The organism is Pseudomonas poae, from assembly GCA_028869255.1.
GTDB classification, from domain to species: domain Bacteria; phylum Pseudomonadota; class Gammaproteobacteria; order Pseudomonadales; family Pseudomonadaceae; genus Aquipseudomonas; species Aquipseudomonas poae_C.
Genome location: CP110972.1, coordinates 5,532,188 through 5,550,147 on the forward strand (window position 1 = coordinate 5,532,188; position 17,960 = coordinate 5,550,147).

At 60.6% G+C, this 17,960-nt stretch carries 16 protein-coding genes and 2 pseudogenes; 12 read left to right on the top strand and 6 right to left on the bottom strand.

All coding sequences use genetic code 11. The annotated features are described in order from the left end of the window. The first annotated feature begins 12 nt into the window (after positions 1-12). Genes LRS56_25090 through LRS56_25100 form a run of 3 tightly spaced genes read left to right on the top strand, consistent with a single transcriptional unit; the run spans position 13 to position 3,685 of the window. On the top strand, positions 13-1,821 hold the full coding sequence (locus LRS56_25090) for an ATP-binding protein (protein WDU62015.1): 1,809 nt from the start codon (positions 13-15) through the stop codon (positions 1,819-1,821). Continuing rightward, positions 1,818-3,203, top strand: a complete 1,386-nt coding sequence (locus tag LRS56_25095) for a sigma-54 dependent transcriptional regulator (GenBank protein WDU62016.1) — start codon at positions 1,818-1,820, stop codon at positions 3,201-3,203. The genes LRS56_25090 and LRS56_25095 overlap by 4 nt, the downstream gene beginning before the upstream one ends. Before the next feature lie 26 nt (positions 3,204-3,229). After that, entirely contained in the window at positions 3,230-3,685 is a 456-nt protein-coding gene (locus tag LRS56_25100) for a YiiD C-terminal domain-containing protein (protein ID WDU62017.1), read from the top strand. A 128-nt stretch (positions 3,686-3,813) separates the two neighbouring features. Here the strand turns inward: LRS56_25100 and cysQ are convergent, their stop codons facing one another. Together cysQ and nudE are read right to left on the bottom strand one after the other, a co-directional pair. Next, the gene (gene cysQ / locus LRS56_25105) at positions 3,814-4,650 is read right to left on the bottom strand and encodes a 3'(2'),5'-bisphosphate nucleotidase CysQ (GenBank protein ID WDU62018.1); all 837 of its coding nucleotides are present in this window, start codon (positions 4,648-4,650) and stop codon (positions 3,814-3,816) included. Beyond that, positions 4,647-5,213 carry an ADP compounds hydrolase NudE gene (gene nudE / locus LRS56_25110; GenBank protein WDU62019.1) on the bottom strand — a complete coding sequence of 189 codons (567 nt, stop codon included), beginning with the start codon at positions 5,211-5,213 and terminating at the stop codon, positions 4,647-4,649. Before nudE ends, cysQ begins: the two co-directional genes overlap by 4 nt. 87 nt (positions 5,214-5,300) lie before the next feature. Here nudE and yrfG point away from each other — a divergent pair, with 87 nt between their 5' ends. Then, positions 5,301-5,963, top strand: a complete 663-nt coding sequence (yrfG, locus tag LRS56_25115) for a GMP/IMP nucleotidase (protein ID WDU62020.1) — start codon at positions 5,301-5,303, stop codon at positions 5,961-5,963. Positions 5,964-6,085: 122 nt separating this feature from the next. Here the strand turns inward: yrfG and lysM are convergent, their stop codons facing one another. Beyond that, positions 6,086-6,526 carry a peptidoglycan-binding protein LysM gene (lysM, locus tag LRS56_25120; GenBank protein WDU62021.1) on the bottom strand — a complete coding sequence of 147 codons (441 nt, stop codon included), beginning with the start codon at positions 6,524-6,526 and terminating at the stop codon, positions 6,086-6,088. 132 nt (positions 6,527-6,658) lie between these two features. On the opposite strand from lysM, the pseudogene LRS56_25125 reads away from it, so the two are divergent. The 4 genes and pseudogenes from LRS56_25125 to LRS56_25140 all read left to right on the top strand — a co-directional run bounded on the left by LRS56_25125 (position 6,659) and on the right by LRS56_25140 (position 11,684). Next, positions 6,659-7,547: pseudogene (locus tag LRS56_25125) on the top strand (LysR family transcriptional regulator). A 97-nt stretch (positions 7,548-7,644) separates the two neighbouring features. Beyond that, on the top strand, positions 7,645-8,484 hold the full coding sequence (gene fdhD / locus LRS56_25130) for a formate dehydrogenase accessory sulfurtransferase FdhD (GenBank protein ID WDU62022.1): 840 nt from the start codon (positions 7,645-7,647) through the stop codon (positions 8,482-8,484). Beyond that, a complete protein-coding gene (locus LRS56_25135; GenBank protein WDU62023.1) occupies positions 8,481-10,829 on the top strand; it encodes an FdhF/YdeP family oxidoreductase in 2,349 nt (782 codons plus the stop codon). Before fdhD ends, LRS56_25135 begins: the two co-directional genes overlap by 4 nt. Positions 10,830-11,204: 375 nt before the next feature. Beyond that, positions 11,205-11,684 (top strand): glycine zipper domain-containing protein, encoded by a 480-nt coding sequence (locus tag LRS56_25140; GenBank protein ID WDU62024.1) that lies wholly within the window; start codon positions 11,205-11,207, stop codon positions 11,682-11,684. Positions 11,685-11,833: 149 nt separating this feature from the next. Here the strand turns inward: LRS56_25140 and LRS56_25145 are convergent, their stop codons facing one another. From LRS56_25145 to LRS56_25155, 3 genes and pseudogenes are all read right to left on the bottom strand, one after another. Then, positions 11,834-12,265: a thioesterase family protein gene (locus LRS56_25145; GenBank protein ID WDU62025.1), complete on the bottom strand. Its 432-nt coding sequence runs from the start codon at positions 12,263-12,265 to the stop codon at positions 11,834-11,836. Between the two features lie 22 nt (positions 12,266-12,287). Further along, positions 12,288-14,223: pseudogene (locus tag LRS56_25150) on the bottom strand (RecQ family ATP-dependent DNA helicase). A 287-nt stretch (positions 14,224-14,510) separates the two neighbouring features. Beyond that, positions 14,511-15,686: a tetratricopeptide repeat protein gene (locus LRS56_25155; protein WDU62026.1), complete on the bottom strand. Its 1,176-nt coding sequence runs from the start codon at positions 15,684-15,686 to the stop codon at positions 14,511-14,513. A 175-nt stretch (positions 15,687-15,861) separates the two neighbouring features. On the opposite strand from LRS56_25155, the gene LRS56_25160 reads away from it, so the two are divergent. The 4 genes from LRS56_25160 (at position 15,862) to LRS56_25175 (ending at position 17,938) form a co-directional block, all read left to right on the top strand. Then, a complete protein-coding gene (locus tag LRS56_25160) occupies positions 15,862-16,032 on the top strand; it encodes a YhfG family protein (protein WDU62027.1) in 171 nt (56 codons plus the stop codon). Further along, positions 16,032-16,625, top strand: a complete 594-nt coding sequence (locus LRS56_25165) for a putative adenosine monophosphate-protein transferase Fic (protein ID WDU62028.1) — start codon at positions 16,032-16,034, stop codon at positions 16,623-16,625. Before LRS56_25160 ends, LRS56_25165 begins: the two co-directional genes overlap by 1 nt. 281 nt (positions 16,626-16,906) lie before the next feature. Then, complete coding sequence (locus LRS56_25170) at positions 16,907-17,230, top strand: hypothetical protein (protein WDU62029.1); 324 nt, start codon at positions 16,907-16,909, stop codon at positions 17,228-17,230. 225 nt (positions 17,231-17,455) lie between these two features. Then, the gene (locus tag LRS56_25175) at positions 17,456-17,938 is read left to right on the top strand and encodes a hypothetical protein (protein ID WDU62030.1); all 483 of its coding nucleotides are present in this window, start codon (positions 17,456-17,458) and stop codon (positions 17,936-17,938) included. Positions 17,939-17,960 lie beyond the last annotated feature (22 nt).

Below are 17,960 nucleotides of genomic sequence, written 5' to 3' on the forward strand. Positions count from 1 at the left end.
CGCACGACTCCCATGACTCCACCCCTTCCGCGAAGACCCCGCTGGCGCAGCCTCGCCCTGTTGGCGTTGTGCCTGGCACCGCTGCTGTGGCCGCTGGAGCACCTGGCCGAGCGCTATTACCGCAGCGAACTGGCCGGGCAAAACCGCCAAACCCTCGACCTGTACGTGGCCAACCTGCTGGGTACGCTGCATCGCTATGAAGTGCTGCCGCAGATCCTCGGCGACCTGCCGGCCTTGCGCACGGCACTCGATGCACCACAGGTGAGCACCAACCTGGTCAACGCCAACCTGCTGCTCAAGGACGTCGCCGCCCAGGCCGGGGTGGAAGTGATGTACCTGATGGACACCACCGGCAAGACTCTCGCCGCGTCCAACTGGGACAAACAGGACAGCTTCGTCGGCCGCAATTTCTCGTTCCGACCGTATTTCAGCGAGGCCATGGCCGGGCGTTTGGGGCGGTTCTTCGGCCTGGGCACCACCTCGGCCAAGCGCGGATACTTCTTCGCCGCCGCCGTGCGCGATGGCGATAAAGTCATCGGCGTGCTGGTGGTGAAGGTCGACCTGGATCACACCGAAAGCCTGTGGGGCAACACCCCGGAACAACTGCTGGTGACTGACCACAACGGCGTGGTGATCCTGACGTCGCGCCCGCAATGGCGGTTCCGCGCCACGCGGCCACTGACCGCCGCAGAACGCCAGGCGATCATTGCCATCCAGCCTTACCCAACCCGCGACCCGCAGCCGCTGGCCCTCAGCAGCACGGCATGGCTACGCCAATCCACGGCCATCGCGGAGACCGGCTGGAACGTGGAAATCCTCGCCCCACGCTCGCTGATCAGCCGCCCGGTGCGCACGGTGGTCGCGGTGGGTGGCGCCACGCTGCTGGTATTGATGCTGTTGCTGGGCCTGATGATGCAACGCCGCCGCCATTACCTGGACCGCATCGCCTTCGAAGCCAAGGCGCGCCGCGAGCTGGAAGCCCGCGTGGTCGAACGCACCAGTGACCTGGAGGGCCTCAACCGACGCCTGAAACAGGAAGTGCTGGAGCGCGAGCACGCCCAGCAGGAACTGGTGCGCGCTCAGGATGACCTGGTGCAGGCGGGCAAACTGTCGGCGCTGGGCACCATGTCGGCGAGCATCAGCCACGAGCTCAATCAACCGTTGGCGGCGATTCGCAGCTATGCGGAAAACGCCGAGATCCTGCTCGACCACGAACGCACCAGTGATGCCCGCGGCAATCTCAAGCTGATCAGCGAACTGACCGGGCGCATGGCCTCGATCATCGCGCACTTGCGCGCCTTCGCTCGCCGTGACCGGCATGCCCCCGAGAGCGTGGCCCTGCAACCGGCGCTCGACGATGCGCTGGCCTTGCTGGCCAAGCGGCGGCGGGCGATGGAAGTCGAGCTGATCCGCGATCTGCCGGAAGCGACCCTGTGGGTGCAAGCCGGCGAAACCCGTTTGCGCCAGGTGCTCGGCAACCTGTTGGCCAACGCCCTCGACGCCCTCACCGAAAAAGGCCCGCCGCGCAAACTCTGGTTGAGTGCCCAAACCACTGAACAGGGCGTCAACCTGTACATTCGCGACAACGGCCCGGGGTTTTGCATGGAAGCCCTGGGCCGCGCCAGCGAGCCGTTCTACACCACCAAGACCCGCACCCAGGGCCTGGGGTTGGGCCTGGCGATCTGTGACACCCTGATGCGTGCCTTTGGCGGCGAACTGCTGTTCGCCAACCACAAGGAAGGTGGCGCGCTGTTAACCCTGAAATTGCGTGCCGGCTCGCCGGGCGTCAGTCTGCAACCGTCCGAGGACCGCAGTGTATGAGTATCGATAACCAGATTCAGGTGGTGTTGATCGACGACGATCCGCATCTGCGTCAGGCCCTGTGCCAGACCCTGGACCTGGCCGGGCTGAAAGTCCTGACCCTGGGCGAAGCCACCGGCCTTACTGCGCGCCTGTCCCGCGATTGGGCGGGCGTGGTGGTCAGCGATATCCGCATGCCGGGCATGGACGGCCTGGAGCTGCTGGCCGAACTGCACGGCCAGGACCCGGAACTGCCGGTGCTGTTGATCACCGGTCACGGCGATGTGCCGTTGGCGGTGCAGGCAATGCGCGCCGGCGCGTATGACTTCCTGGAAAAACCCTTTGCCAGCGACGCGCTGCTCGACAGTGTGCGCCGCGCCCTGGCCCTGCGCCGCCTGGTGCTGGACAACCGCAGCCTGCGCCTGGCCCTGAGCGACCGCCAGCAACTGAGCACGCGCCTGGTGGGCCACTCGCCGCAAATGCTGCGCCTGCGTGAGCAGATCGGCGCGCTGGCGGCGACCAGGGCTGATGTGCTGATCCTCGGCGAAACCGGCGCCGGCAAAGAAGTCGTCGCCCGTGCGCTGCATGACCTGTCGAGCCGACGCAGCGGGCCGTTTGTGGCGATCAACGCCGGCGCCCTGGCCGAGTCGGTGGTGGAAAGCGAGCTGTTCGGCCATGAGCCGGGCGCTTTCACCGGCGCGCAGAAGCGCCGTATCGGCAAGTTCGAATTCGCCAACGGCGGCACGCTGTTTCTCGATGAAATCGAAAGCATGAGCCTGGACGTGCAGGTCAAGCTGCTGCGCCTGCTGCAAGAGCGAGTGGTGGAGCGCCTGGGCGGCAATCAGCTGATTCCGCTGGATATCCGCATCATCGCCGCCACTAAGGAAGACCTGCGCCAGTCCGCCGACCAGGGCCGCTTCCGTGCTGACCTGTATTACCGCCTCAACGTTGCGCCGCTGCGCATTCCGCCACTGCGCGAACGCGGTGAGGACGCGCTGATGCTGTTCCAGCATTTTGCCGATGAAGCCAGCAGCCGCCACGGCCTGCCGCTGCACGAACTGCAGCCGGGGCAACGTGCGCTGCTGCTGCGCCACAGCTGGCCGGGCAATGTGCGCGAGTTGCAGAACGCCGCCGAACGCTTTGCCCTGGGCCTGGAACTGGCGCTGGACAACACGCAGGATAACCCCGCAGCGGGCGTGCTGACCTCCACCCCGGGCGGCTTGAGCGAGCAAGTCGAACAGTTCGAAAAGAGCCTGATCGCCGCCGAACTCACCCGCCCCCACAGCTCCATGCGCAGCCTGGCCGAAGCCCTGGGTGTGCCGCGCAAGACCTTGCACGACAAATTGCGCAAGCACGGCCTGAACTTCGCCGACAGCGGCAACCACAGCACCGACGACGAATGACCCCGCCCACCCACCAAGAGGCCGCCATGAGCCGCGACAGCCGTTACCTGGAATCCATCCTTCACCACGACATCCCCCTCACCCGGGAAATGGGCCTCAAGGTGCTCGACTGGCAGCACGGCCAATTGCAGCTGCACTTGCCGCTGCAAGCCAATATCAACCACAAGAGCACCATGTTCGGCGGCAGCCTCTACTGCGGCGCGGTGCTGGCGGGCTGGGGCTGGTTGCATCTGAAACTGCGCGAAGAAGGGGTTGAAGACGGGCATATCGTGATTCAGGAAGGGCAGATCAGTTACCCGCTGCCGGTGACGCAGGACGCGACGGTGGTGTGCGCGGCACCGGATGAGAAAGTCTGGAAGCGCTTTTTGGCGACGTACAAACGTTATGGGCGGGCGCGGTTGGCGCTGCAGACGTGGATTGTGAATGCGGGGAGTGAAGAAAAAGCCGTGACGTTTACCGGCCAGTACGTTTTGCACCGCTAGCCGCTGCAACACAAAAACAAATGTGGGAGCGGGCTTGCTCGCGAATGCGGTGTATCAGAGACACATTCAGTGACTGACACTGCGCATTCGCGAGCAAGCCCGCTCCCACATTTTGATCTGCTGAGGCCCTAAGATCTAGCTAACGTCAGCAACCGTTCACGCCACGCAGCCTTGGCCGGCAACGCTAAAAAGAACGGATTCAGCAAGGATTCCCGCGCCGGGTAGCTGAACGGCTCACCGCTCAACTCCACCACCTCACCGCCCGCTCCTTCCAATACGCCCTGGGCCGCAGCGGTGTCCCACTGCGAGGTCGGCGCCAGGCGCGGGTAGCAATCGGCGCTGCCCTCAGCCAACAGGCAGAATTTCAACGAGCTGCCGATATTCGCCAGTTTCAACGCGCCCAACCCTTCACTCAACCCGTCCAGCAAACGCTCCTGCTCGGGGCTGGTATGCCGACGGCTGGCCACCACGGTAAACGACTCGCCCGCTGCCGGCGTCTCGCGCACCTGGATCTGCTTGGGCGCCTCGTTCACATCGGAACGCCATGCGCCCAGGCCGGCACCGCCAAAGTAGCAACGGCCATTGGTGGGCATGGATACCACGCCGAACACCACGCGACCCTGCTCGATCAGGGCGATATTCACGGTGAACTCTTCGCTGCCGGCAATAAATTCCTTGGTGCCATCCAGCGGATCCACCAGCCACCAGCGCTGCCAACCGGCGCGCACGCTCTGGTCGATATCGGCGTCTTCCTCGGACAATACCGGGATACTCGGGTCCAGTGCCGTCAGGCCGGCGAGAATCAGGTGATGAGCGGCCAAATCCGCCGCCGTCACCGGCGAATCATCAGCCTTGGACGTCACCGCCACATCCGCACGCCAGTACGGCAGAATCACTTCACCCGCCTGGCGAGCCAGCTCGATCACGGGGGCAATAAACGGGTGGCCTAAAAACAGTTCGCTCATGCGATAAACGCTCCACGCTGAATCAACAAATCTCGTACCAGATACAGCGCGGCCAATGCCCGGCCTTCGCTGAATTGCTCGTTTTGCGCCAGTTGCGACAACTCACGCAGGTTGACCCTGTCCACGCGCATCGGTTCAGGCTCATCGCCTTCCAGGCGTTCTTCATAGAGGTCGGTGGCGAGCACCACCTGGATTTTCTGGCTCATATAGCCGGGAGACAGCGAAAGCTCAGTGAGGTGTTCCAACTGACGTGCGCCGTAGCCCGCCTCTTCCTTGAGCTCGCGGTCCGCCGCCGCCAGTACATCCTCGCCAGGCTCGATCAAGCCTTTGGGCAAAGACAATTCATATTCGTCCGTCCCGCCGCAGTACTCTTCCACCAGCAACGCATGGTCGTCGTCGATCATCGCCACGATCATCACCGCGCCATAGCCGGCACCGCGCCCTACCAGGCGCTCGTAGGTCCGTTCAACGCCATTGGAAAAGCGCAATTGCACTTCCTCCACGCGGAACAAACGGCTACTGGCGACTATTTCGCGGGCGAGGACGGTGGGTTTCTGGCGCATAAGCGGCTCCTTGGCGTGATCGGGTTACTATACCGTGGCTTTTCCGATTGTCTGTGTCGGATATCTTTACTTACATGAGAACGCCCCATGCCCTCTTTGCCCTGGCACGCCATCGATACTGTCCTGCTGGACATGGACGGCACCTTGCTCGACCTGCATTTCGACAACCACTTCTGGATGGAGCACCTGCCCCAGCGCTACGCTGAGCTGCACGGGGTGAGCCGGGCCATGGCCGAGATGGAGTTGCAGCCTCTGTTCGAGCGTAACGCCGGACAGTTGCAATGGTATTGCCTGGATTTCTGGAGCACCGAGCTGAATCTCCCGGTGCGCGAGCTCAAGCTGGAAACCGCCCACCTGATCGCCCTGCGCCCGGATGCCGATACCTTCCTGGCGGCGATCAAACAGGCCGGCAAGCGAGTGATCCTGATCACCAATGCTCACCGTGATTCGCTGTCATTGAAGTTGGAACGCATCGAACTGGCGCCGTATTTCGAGCGGTTGATCAGCTCCCACGACTACGGTTTCGCCAAGGAAAACCCGCAGTTCTGGGATGCCCTGCAAGCTGACATCGCCTTCGACCCGGCCCGCAGCCTGTTTATCGACGACACCTTGCCGATCCTGCGCAGCGCCCGGGAGTTTGGGGTGGGGCATTTGTTGGCGGTGAAAGAGCCGGACAGTCGCAAAGGGCCCAAAGACACCGCAGAATTTGCAGCAGTTGAAGACTACCGCGACCTAATTGCCGGTCTCTGAACCCATGTGGGAGGGGCTTGTGTGGGAGCCGGGCTTGCCCGCGATGGCATCGCCTCGGTAGGGCTTATACACCGCGGCGTTTGCATCGCGGGCAAGCCCGACGCCCACATTTTGCTCCGCGTTTACTCAGGGATACGCAGCGTCTGCCCTGGGTAAATTTTATCCGGGTGCGACAGCAGCGGCTTGTTGGCCTCGAAAATCTTGTTGTACTGGTTGGCGTTACCGTAAACCGTCAGGGAAATCGCGCTGAGGGTGTCGCCCTTTTTCACCACAACAAAACGAGCAGCGGCCACTGCCGGGCCGGTGACGGTGATCTGATCATCCACACTGGCCACACCAGCAATATTGCCCAGCGCCAGCAGGATCTTTTCTTTCTCTTCCTGGGTGGCGACTTCGCCAGTCACAGTCACTTTGTCGCCATCAACCGTGGTCTGTACATTCGGATTCCCCAGACCCACTTTTTGCACGTGCTCCTTCAACTGCTCTCCCGCATTCGCATTACCCGGCGTCAACAGATCGATCAATTTCTCGCCTGCTTCCTTAACAAAACTAAAAAGACTCATGGTGCGCTCTCCTTGGTAGTTGATGTCCAGATGCTCAAGACTAGACCAGTCCCACGGATTTGGGTTCCAGCCCGGTCCAAGACCCAAACGCGCTAGAATCCCCCCGCCATTGGAATAAGCCTCGGAGCGAAGATGGACATCAAACAGCTGAAATTCCTCATCGCCCTCGACGAGACCCGTCACTTCGGCCAGGCGGCCGCGCGCTGCCACATTACCCAGCCAACGCTGTCGATGCGCCTGCGCAGCCTGGAGGAAGAGCTGGACCTGCCGCTGGTCAATCGCGGCCAGCGCTTCGAAGGCTTTACCGCTCCAGGCGAACGCGTGCTGGCGTGGGCACGTACCGTGCTGGCGGCGTATGACGGTTTGCAGGCCGAAGCGGCAGCCTGTCGCGGCAACCTCGTCGGCACGTTGCGCCTGGGGGTGGTGCCGCTGTCGAGTTTTGATCCCCTGGCCTTGATGCAGCAATTGCACAAGGAGCACCCAAGCCTGCGCTTTGAGCTTTCGGCGCTCAGCTCCGAACAAATTCTTGAGCAGCTGGCGAGCAATCGCCTGGACCTCGGTGTGTCGTACTCTGGAGCGCCTGGACAATGAGCGCTTCGACTCCATGGCCCTCGGCGAGACCCGCATGGGCCTGCTTTACGACCAGCGCTATTTCAACTTCGGCGACACGCCGCTGAGCTGGGAGGCGCTGACCGAACTGCCCCTGGGCATGCTCACCAGCGGCATGCACTTTCGGCAGTCCATCGACCATAACTTCCATAGCCGGGGCTTGAACCCGCAGCCACTGTTGCAAACCGATGCCGTGCATCAGTTGTTACAAGCTGTGCACGGCGGGCTGTGTTGCGCGGTGATGCCACTGGACGGAGGCCTCGACGCGCTCACCGAGCATCTGCGCCTGCAACCGATCGCAGACGCCCACACCCTGGCGCGCTTGGGGTTGATCATGCGGCGCAGCGCACCTCGCTCCGCGCTGGCAGAGGCGTGTTTCGCGCTGTTTCAGAAATCGCAAACAGAGTCTTGATCGACGTCATCTATCGGTAGATCAGTACTGGCGATTAGACGCGACGCTTTGTCGCGCCTAGTCTAAACACTGATCAATCCGCCGGTGGTACTGCCCCATGAACGCCAAGCGCCCAGTCTGCGCGGCGCCAGCCTCTGTAATGCCCGCGCCCGCCGCCAGCCAGAGCTACCAGTTTTGCAATCTCGAACACACTGAAGTCGCCAGCACCGCGTTGGCCGAAGAAGTGGCGTTGGCGATTGCCTATAACGATATCAGCCAGGCAGTCATGCTGGTGACGCCGACGGACCTGGAAGACTTCATCGTAGGTTTTAGCATCGGCAGCGGCATTATCGCCGACGTTAGCGACATATATGATCTGAAACTCAGCGGTTCGGGTTCGGCCCAATACGCACAGGTACAGATTTCCAGCCGCGCCTTCTGGAACCTCAAACAGCAGCGCCGCCAGTTGACCGGCACCAGCGGCTGCGGTTTGTGCGGCGTAGAAGCCGTCGAGCAAGCCTTGCCGGACCTTCAGGTGCTGCCCGGCGCGCCCTTGCCGCCTGCCGAGTGGCTCGATGGCCTGCGCCAGCGCATCAGCGCATTCCAGCCTCTGGGCCAGTACAGCGGCGCAGTGCATGCGGCAGTATTTATGAATAGCCAGGGCGAGTTGCTGATGGGTCGCGAAGACATCGGCCGGCATAACGCCCTCGATAAATTGATCGGCGCATTGATCCGCCAAAAGATTCCGACTGACGGCGGCCTGGCGATTGTCACCAGCCGCTGCAGTCTTGAACTGATCCAGAAAGTCCTGCGCGCGGGCATCCAGACTCTCGTCAGCCTCTCGTCACCCACCGGCCTGGCCCTGCAATGGGCGCGTCGACACAATCTCAATCTTATCCACCTGCCGCAGAAAAGCGCGCCGCGGGTCTATAGCCCTGCGATGGAGTATCAGCCATGAGCAATCACCACCAAGCCGACCAAACCCCGACCCCGCGCTACAAGCCCTATAAAGGCCCGGCTGGCGGCTGGGGCGCGCTGATCAGCGTGGCACAGGCGTGGCTGACCAGCGATAACGCGCTGAAAAACCTGCGCATGATGCTCAAGACCAACCAGAACGGCGGCTTCGACTGCCCGGGCTGTGCCTGGGGCGACTCGCCGGAAAGCGGCATGGTCAAGTTCTGCGAAAACGGCGCCAAGGCGGTCAACTGGGAAGCCACCAAGCGCCGTGTCGACGCGGCATTCTTCGCCAAGCACAGCGTCACTGCGCTGCTTGCGCAAAGCGACTATTGGCTGGAATACCAGGGCCGCCTGACCGAGCCGGTGCGCTATGACGCCGAAACCGACCACTACACGCCCGTCAGTTGGGAAGCGGCGTTCGACCTGATCGGCAAGCACCTCAATGCATTGCCCAGCCCGGACATGGCCGAGTTCTACACCTCGGGCCGCGCCAGCAACGAAGCGGCGTACCTGTACCAGCTGTTTGTGCGCGCCTACGGCACCAATAATTTCCCGGACTGCTCGAACATGTGCCACGAGGCCAGCGGCGTGGCCTTGGCGCAAAGTGTGGGCGTGGGCAAAGGCACGGTGACCTTTGATGACTTCGAACATGCCGATGCGATTTTCGTCTGGGGCCAGAACCCCGGCACCAATCACCCGCGCATGCTCGAACCGTTGCGCGAAGCGGTTAAACGCGGCGCTCAAGTGGTGTGTATCAACCCATTGAAAGAGCGCGGCCTGGAACGCTTCCAGCACCCGCAACACCCGCTGGAAATGCTCACTAACGGTGACAAGCCGACCAACACCGCCTACTTCCGCCCGGCGCTGGGTGGCGATATGGCGATCCTGCGCGGCATGGCCAAGTTCCTGCTGCTGTGGGAACGCCAGGCCCAGGCCGAAGGCAAGGAAGCAGTGTTCGACCACGACTTCCTCAACGAACACACGGCCAACGTGCTCGACTACCTGGGCAAGATCGACGACACCTCGTGGGATGAAATCGTCGCGCAGTCCGGCCTGACGCTGGTCGAGATCGAGCAAGCGGCGCGCATGTACGCCAAAGGTAAAAACGTGATCATGTGCTGGGCGATGGGCATCACCCAGCACCGCCACTCGGTGCCGACCATCCAGGAAATCGCCAACCTGATGCTGCTGCGCGGCAATATCGGCCGCCCCGGCGCCGGCCTGTGCCCGGTACGTGGCCACAGTAACGTGCAGGGCGACCGCACCATGGGCATCAACGAACGCCCACCGGTGGCGTTCCTCGATTCCCTTGAGCGCCGCTTCCAGTTCCAGGTGCCACGCACCCATGGCCACAACGTGGTGGAAGCGATTCACGCCATGCTTGAGGGCCGCTCCAAGGTGTTTATCGGCCTGGGCGGCAACTTCGCCCAAGCCACGCCGGACAGCCCGCGCACCTTTGAAGCGCTGCGCAATTGCGACCTGACCGTGCAGATCAGCACCAAGCTCAACCGCAGCCACCTGACCCACGGTAAAGACGCGCTGATCCTGCCGTGCCTGGGCCGTACCGACATCGACATCCAGGCCGAAGGCCCGCAGGCGGTGACGGTGGAAGACTCGTTCAGCATGGTCCACGACTCCAACGGCCAGTTACAGCCGCTGTCGAAGCTGATGAAATCGGAACCGGCCATCCTCGCCGGCATCGCCGCGGCGACCCTGGGCAGCAAGCCGGTGGACTGGAACTGGCTGGTGGCCGACTACAGCCGCATTCGCGACCTGATCGCCGACACCATCCCCGGCTTCAAGGACTTCAACGAGCGCCTCAAGCACCCAGGTGGTTTCTACCTGGGTAACTCGGCCGGCGCACGTCGTTGGAACACCCCCTCGGGCCGCGCCAACTTCCGCCCGAATATCCTGCCCAAAGATTTGATCCACGAACGCACCCATGCCACGGGCCGCGTGCCGGACCTGATCATGCAGTCGATGCGCTCCCACGATCAGTACAACACCACCATTTATGGCCTGGATGACCGCTATCGCGGGGTCAAAGGCCAACGTGACGTGTTGTTCGTCAACGAAGCCGACATCATCCGCCTGGGCTTCAAACCGGGGCAAAAGGCTGACATCGTCTCGCTGTGGGAGGACGGGCGCGAGCGCCGCGTGAAGGGCTTCACCTTGCTGGCGTTTGATATTCCGGCGGGGCAGGCAGCCGCCTATTACCCGGAAGTGAACCCGCTGGTGCCCCTGGAAAGCACCGGGGATGGCAGCCATACGCCAACGTCGAAGTTCGTGGCCATTCGTCTGGAAGCGGCGAGTGACAACGGGCTGATCATGGCGCGCTCGGCCTGATTGCGTGGCGAGCGAGGCTGTTGTGGCGAGCGGGCTTGCCCGCGTTGGGCTGCGAAGCAGCCCCAAGAACGTCACCGCATACGTCCAGTCAATAGGCAGCGCCAGGACCTGGGGCCGCTTCGCGCCCCAACGCGGGCAAGCCCGCTCGCCACAAGAACGGGGTGGCCCGATATAAATTCCGGGCACAAAAAAAGGCCGCTTTTGTGTAAAAGCGGCCGTTCCGAAGTAGCTAATGACTCACAAAAACGACTTAAGTTCCTTATACAAAACAGCAACTTAGGAAATTGTATACAACCACTGCCACTGGTCGGATTTCGATTGTCAGCACCTCGATACAACCTCAGGATCGCGCCGTCATCCTCTTGAGGTCTCTCTATGAAGTTTTCCTCGATTCTCTTGTTGTCCCTTGGCCTGGTCAGTGGCGCAGCCATGGCCGGTGGCACCACCGAAGCCGGTGTGGGCGGCGCATTGGGCGGGGTACTCGGTTCGGTTGTAGGCCAGCAGATCGGCGGTAACACCGGTTCGGCTATCGGCGCGGCCTTGGGCGGCGCAGGCGGCAGTGCGGTCGGTGCCGACAAACGCAGCCGTGGCCAGGCAGCTATCGGCGGCGCGCTGGGCGCAGCCGGCGGCAACGTGGTGGGCCGCAGCATGGGCGGCAGCACCGGCAGCCTGATCGGCGCAGCCGCCGGTGGTGGCGCAGGCGGCGCTCTGGGCAACTACATGGGCAACCAGAGCGATGACAACGATCGCCGCTCCCACGGGCGCGACAACCGTCGTTATGACCGTGATGATCATCGCGGCCGTGGCCATGCCTACGGGCATCGCAAGAACAAGCATCACTACCGTCATCGGTAAGTCAGCAGTTTAAAGAACACTGCTGCCCTTGTGGGAGCCGGGCTTGCCCGCGATAGCGTAGCGTCAGGCGACACGTGTGAACCTGACACACCGCTATCGCGGGCAAGCCCGGCTCTCACATTTGATTTTCATTGCCTGCAAAACACGCGTCACACCACCAACCGCTGCAACGCCTCGCGCAACACCGCCGGAATCGTCACCGGCTGGTTCGTCCCCCGATCCACAAACACATGCACAAAGCGCCCCGCCGCACAGGCATCCTCTTCGCCTGCCTTGAACACCGCCAATTCATACTGCACCGAGCTGTTGCCCAACTTGCCCACTCGCAGGCCGATGTCTATACGGTCGGGAAATGCGATCGAGGCGAAGTAATCGCACGCCGAACTCACCACAAACCCCACCACTTCACCTTCATGAATATCCAGCCCGCCCTGTTCGATCAGGTAGGTATTCACCGCAGTATCGAAAAAGCTGTAGTAGGTCACGTTGTTCACATGGCCATACACGTCGTTGTCGTGCCAGCGCGTGATGATCGGCTGGAAGTGGCGGTAATCGGCACGCTTGGGCGTTGAATCAGGCATGGGCAGGTCTCGAGAAAGTGGGTTATAGGTCATTCAGATGGGTTTGGGCCCACTCACGCACCTCGGCGTAAGGGTAGTCCTCCAGCGCAGCAAAACCGGGAATGCCCCGCGCCTTCAACTTGGTGAACAACGGCACGCTGATACCACCCAAAAACCGCGTCAGCCGCTCGGCCTCGGGCAGTTGGCCGGTGTGCTCATGATGCCTGTGGATAAAATCACCGCACAGCCCCATGAAGTTTTTATCCACAAGCGGCGGCAAGCTCGGCGGTGCCGGCAAGTGCGCAATATGCCCGTGGCAGACCGAGCAATGCCCGCAAAGCTGGGGGGCTTTCTCATCACCGAAATACTGCGCCAGGCGCTGGCCCAGGCAACGTTCGGTGGCAAACAGATCGAGCATCGCGTGAATCCGCGCCACCTCTGCCACCTCGTGCTGCTTGAAGCCTGTGTATAACTCGGCGCTCAGCACCTGGGGGTCAAAGTCCGTATCGAGCAGGCTGTAGACCTCCGTCATCTGCTTGCTCTCCATCTCGATCAAGCCCTGCTCCCAGAGTAATCCAGCGCCTTCACCACACGTCCACGCTCGGCGTTGTGATGCTGGTAAAGCGCGTCGAAATCCACCGTTGCCCAGGTTCTGGCGCGTTTGCACACCTCAATGATCGCTGCAACAAACTGCTGCCGCTCGCCGGAGAACCGCGCCAGCAGGGCCTCGGGCTCAATCAGGTATTTGAAGCGGTATTCGGCATAAAACGCATAGCGCGGTGCGATCACGCCCTTGAGTTCCAACTGCACCAGCAGCGTCTTCAGCGGCAGCTCGCGGATATTGCTGTGGTCCGACAGCGACCTCAGCAAAAACTCCCATTGCCCCTCACTGCGCGCCGCCTGCAATTCATCCAGCACACGGCGAATACCCCCTGCTCGGGCGTATCGCCGTACACGAAGTTTTCCAGCACATTGAGGCTGTCGCGGTTGGCCAGCACCAGGCAGTCGGACGGCTGCCCATCTCGCCCCGCACGGCCGATTTCCTGGCTGTAGTTCTCGATGGATTTGGGCAGGTCAAAGTGCACCACATTGCGGATATCACTTTTGTCGATGCCCATGCCGAACGCAATGGTGGCGACGATGCAGTTGGAGCGCCCACTCATAAAGCGCTGTTGGATGCTCTCGCGTTTATCGTGGGCCAAACCGGCGTGATACGCCTCAGCCTGGATGCCGCTGCGGTTCAGATGCTCGGCAATCTGCTCGGCGGTTTTTTGCAAGGTGACATAAACGATGCTCGGTTGGTTGACCCGCTCGTTCATCCATTCGACCAGGCGTCGCCGCTTGTCATGGCCGCTGACCGGCTCTACCAGCAGATTGAGGTTGGGCCGGTAGAAGCCGGTGGTGACCACATCCTCGGGCGCGATAGCGAACTTCGCCTGCATGTCGGCAATCACCTTGGGCGTGGCCGTGGCGGTCAGCAGCAACGCTTGTGGGATATTGAACTGGCGCTGGTAGTCCGGCAGTTTCAAATAGTCCGGCCGAAAGTTATGGCCCCACTCGGAAATACAGTGCGCTTCATCCACGACCAGCAACGAGATCTGCACGCTTTGCAGGAAGTTACGAAAGCGCTCGTTCTTCAAGCGCTCCACGGAAATCATCAGGACTTTCAGCTCGCCCGAACGAGCACGAGCCATCACGTCATTGGCGTCTTCACGGCTTTGCGCCGAGTCGATGCTGCCCGCCGAAATACCGTGACGCTGCAAAAAGCCCAACTGGTCCTGCATCAACGCCAATAACGGCGACACCACCAGCGTCAGGTGCGGCAGCAACACCGCCGACAGCTGATAACACAGGGACTTGCCGGACCCGGTGGGGAAAATCGCAGCCGCCGAACGCCCGGCCAGTACGGCGCTGACCGTTTCTTCCTGGCCCAAACGAAACTGTGGATAACCAAAGACCTGCTGGAGGGTGTCGTGCATAGGCTGTCACTCCATTGACCGCTGAACGTGGCTCAAAAACATAGCCCGGAACGCTCAGCGAATCGAGAAAGGTCGCATGGAAAAAAGAGACAGGATGATACACAGGCTGGGGGATGGCCTTGGGCCGAAGTAGGATTGTTCACTCGATTTTGTGAGAAGAATACAAACCAAATGTGGGAGCGGGCTTGCCCGCGATGGCGGTGTATCAGTCGACCCAAGTATCAACTGAACCACCGCCATCGCGGGCAAGCCCGCTCCCACATTTTTAGTGCTGTGTTAAACCGGAATCAGCGGTTCTGCACGCGCTCAATCGCCGTGTCATACACCGGGTTGGCCTTCTGCTCTTTCGCCAACTGGTAATGACGCAACGCATCCGCGAACTGCCCCGCTGCTTCGTAAATCCGTGCAATGTTGTAGTAAGCGCCAGCGCGCACGGTTGCGGCATTCGCGCCGGTAGCCAGGGCGATAGCCTTGCGATTGGCCCAGATCGACTCGGCGGTGTTACCGGCCTTCTGATAGGCCAGCCCCAGGTTGCCGTAGGCTTTACCGAAGCCATTGTCCAGCTCGATGGCTTGGCGGAACAGGTCGATAGCCTGGTCCAGATTACCGGCCTGGTAGGCCGCTTCACCTTGCAGGTTCAGACGCTTCGCATCGGTCTGTGCGGAAGAGCTGACAGCCACGGCCGAAACCGCGACGCTGTCATCCAGCAACGGCTTGACTTCATTGAGCACATCCTTGGCTTCCACGTTCACGCCGCTGAAGGTGTTGATGTCCTGGAAGTCGCCGCTGCCGGTCATGCGGAACACCGTCCAGAGGTTACCGCTGCGGTTTTTCGGCACGTAGTAGGTACGCACCAGGGACTGGCCCATGTACACGAACACCTTGGCCTCACTGTTGGACAGCTGACGCGAACCCGGGTTGGCGAGGTTGGTGAAGTCATGCACGGCGTACACGTAGCTTTCGCCGTAGTGTTTTTTCTGCAGGGTGATGGTTTCCGGGCCGTAGCTGTCGACGTCATCCACATCCAGCTCGGCGTCGTCGCCCTTCTGGTTTTCAAAATAGATGTTGTTGCCCGGGAAGATCATATGGGAGTCGAGGTCTTCAGGCGTCTTGCCCCACGTCAGCACCACGCGCAGGCCGTCGAGGTTTTCCATGACCGGGCTCACGGCGTAGGTCATCCCCGCGCACGGGCATTTCACCACCAGGTTGGAGTAGCCAGGCTTCTTGATAATCAGCAGGTTACTCGCATCATCGGCCGCTTCGCTGGTGAGGGTCACTTGGCCCTGGGCGTTGGTACGGCCCACCACGTTCTGTGCGCCGTTGCGTTGCAGCAGCACTTCGGCATCGGCGATTTTCTGGTCCTTGACCACCGCGCTGAGCACTTCAATCGGCAATTGGGCAGCCTGAATTGAAAAAGCCACCGCACACAATGACAGCGCTGACGCGATACGCAGCAAACCCATGCTTAACTCCCTTTAAGTAGTGGGCAGAATTGCCCTACAAGATTTTGCGGTGAAACATACGCTGAATTCAGCGGGTTGGCGGAATTTTTGTGCGGAATGTGACGTGGTTTTTATCCCGCCTGCTTGCGCAAGCATTGCGCTACAATTGAGTCTTGCGACCCAGGAGTACGCTGCAATGAGCGAACCGACGTTTGAGCAAAAACAGGATCACTACCACAAGATCCGCCGTTCCAATTACTTGGCAAGCCTGCGCCTGGAAGGGTTCGACACCCAACCGGCCGATGTCGACAAACCCCTGCCGACCCGCGAAGCCGTTCTTGCCAAGTACCGCAAAACCCCACACTGATGCTCGACAAATACGGGGTGGGCCAGGATCCGTACTGCTATCCCGGTAGCGGCGTCCTGCGCAACCGCCTCGATTTGCACGACGAAATACTTCTGCATCAAGCCGAGCGCGAACTATCCGAAATCGCCGTTGGCAGCCTCCCACTCTATCCGCCGCCCTACGACCTCGAACGACTGCAACACATCCACCGCACCCTGTTCGGCGACATCTACGACTGGGCCGGGGAGCTGCGCAGCGTCAACATCCAGAAAGGCGATACCCTGTTCTGCACACCGGAACGCATTCCGCCGGAAGCGGCGAAAATCATCCAGCATATGGAACAATGCAATTGGTATGTAGGCGCGACCCAGGCTGAACTGGTGCCGCTGATTGCCGAGGCTTATGGCGACCTCAACGTCATCCATCCCTTTCGTGAAGGCAATGGCCGGGCGCAGCGGATTTTGTTCGAACAGATCATTGTGAATGCCGGTTTTTCAGTGAATTGGTGGCTGGTGAAACACGCGGCGTGGATACCGGCGAACATTGATGCGGTGGCGTGTGATTATCGGGGGCTTGAGGCGATTTTTGAGCGGTGTATCAGCCTACCTCGCTAAACAGCCTTTTGCCTGTATTGCACCATCCCACCCCGCCCACCTATAGTTCGCCCCTCGCTGCACAATCAGCGATCGGGTTTGGTCACCCGATACAGAGTTCACATACGCACCTTCAGATGTCGTAGGCACTCCTGTGCCCACACGCTTCATGGCGGCTGTGTTTGGGACGCCTTCGGGCGTGCCGGGTGAATCTCTGCCGGTTGACCAACCTGGACACAGTCCGCCACCCATCGCTTGGTCACGATGATGGCGGTCCTCTAACTACACAGAGATTCAAATCAATGAACGCTATAAATCCGTCTGAAAATCGCTATCGTCAGCTACGCACCAACTTCACCGACACCCACCCTCTCATCATCGACACCGAAGCCAGCGCCGAAGACATCCAGTCCGCCGCACATCAGCGCATCCGCGCCGCCACCGACTTACTGGAAACTTTCACCTGCCTGACCTTCCAACACGCCGACCTTAAAGACATCTCCCACATCGTTAATGCCTTGTACCTGCTTGTTCAGGATGGCTGTGATTTGTTGGAAGCGGTGCAGCACGTAAAGCTGCAGCCGACAGTCGATAAGCAAACACAACCAAGCCAGCCGCTGAGTTAAAACTGTGGGAGCTGGCTTGTCGAATCGTCGCGCCGGCTCCCCTATTTGATGGGCGCTGCTCAAAAAATCACTGTCAAACCGCAAATGCCGGAAAGCGCTGTGAGAAACCCTTAAATACGTCGTAGTCCTCTTCCTAAACTGCTTAAAACACCTGCTCAACCCTCTACATAACTCCCCGTTGTATGACGGAAACTAGCGCTCTCACAATTGCGCTGGCAAAAATCTGTGAACATCGAAAGGACTCAATACATCGGCCATTATGGCGTCACCTTCACGGTGATTCGTTTTACCGTGAAACCAAACAACCGGAACGAGCTCGCCACACTTTGCTTGTTAGACGCAAAATCTTCAGCGCCTGAGGTTCGCCTGCGGTTGCAGAATTTGTACGAAAAAATGCTCGCTCGAGACTTGCCGTGCGTCATGACGGTGGTCATTTCAAAACCACTCACGCGCAAACAGGCAGATAGCCTGAACAACCGAAACAACCTCATCAAAAAAATCATTTCTGGCGCAATCGCGACCCCGATTGGAGTCATTTCCAGCCAAGCAGAGTCGGTAGTCGAAAATGCTATCAGCGATTTGATCTTCAACCGGCTCCGCAACTTTCATAGCGCAGACATCATCATCGGCCTAGAGGCACAGGTCAGCGGGGGCATCGGCCCTCAGCGCTCGAGCCTCTCAATGCATGTGTACTCAGATGACTCATAGTGAATGGCTCTACCTACAAGTG

Coding starts and splice junctions, on each gene's coding strand:
- LRS56_25090 (WDU62015.1), top strand. CDS start 13: ATGACTCCACCCCTTCCGCGAAGACCCCGCTGGCGCAGCCTCGCCCTG.
- LRS56_25095 (WDU62016.1), top strand. CDS start 1,818: ATGAGTATCGATAACCAGATTCAGGTGGTGTTGATCGACGACGATCCG.
- LRS56_25100 (WDU62017.1), top strand. CDS start 3,230: ATGAGCCGCGACAGCCGTTACCTGGAATCCATCCTTCACCACGACATC.
- cysQ (WDU62018.1), bottom strand. CDS start 4,650: ATGAGCGAACTGTTTTTAGGCCACCCGTTTATTGCCCCCGTGATCGAG.
- nudE (WDU62019.1), bottom strand. CDS start 5,213: ATGCGCCAGAAACCCACCGTCCTCGCCCGCGAAATAGTCGCCAGTAGC.
- yrfG (WDU62020.1), top strand. CDS start 5,301: ATGCCCTCTTTGCCCTGGCACGCCATCGATACTGTCCTGCTGGACATG.
- lysM (WDU62021.1), bottom strand. CDS start 6,526: ATGAGTCTTTTTAGTTTTGTTAAGGAAGCAGGCGAGAAATTGATCGAT.
- fdhD (WDU62022.1), top strand. CDS start 7,645: ATGAACGCCAAGCGCCCAGTCTGCGCGGCGCCAGCCTCTGTAATGCCC.
- LRS56_25135 (WDU62023.1), top strand. CDS start 8,481: ATGAGCAATCACCACCAAGCCGACCAAACCCCGACCCCGCGCTACAAG.
- LRS56_25140 (WDU62024.1), top strand. CDS start 11,205: ATGAAGTTTTCCTCGATTCTCTTGTTGTCCCTTGGCCTGGTCAGTGGC.
- LRS56_25145 (WDU62025.1), bottom strand. CDS start 12,265: ATGCCTGATTCAACGCCCAAGCGTGCCGATTACCGCCACTTCCAGCCG.
- LRS56_25155 (WDU62026.1), bottom strand. CDS start 15,686: ATGGGTTTGCTGCGTATCGCGTCAGCGCTGTCATTGTGTGCGGTGGCT.
- LRS56_25160 (WDU62027.1), top strand. CDS start 15,862: ATGAGCGAACCGACGTTTGAGCAAAAACAGGATCACTACCACAAGATC.
- LRS56_25165 (WDU62028.1), top strand. CDS start 16,032: ATGCTCGACAAATACGGGGTGGGCCAGGATCCGTACTGCTATCCCGGT.
- LRS56_25170 (WDU62029.1), top strand. CDS start 16,907: ATGAACGCTATAAATCCGTCTGAAAATCGCTATCGTCAGCTACGCACC.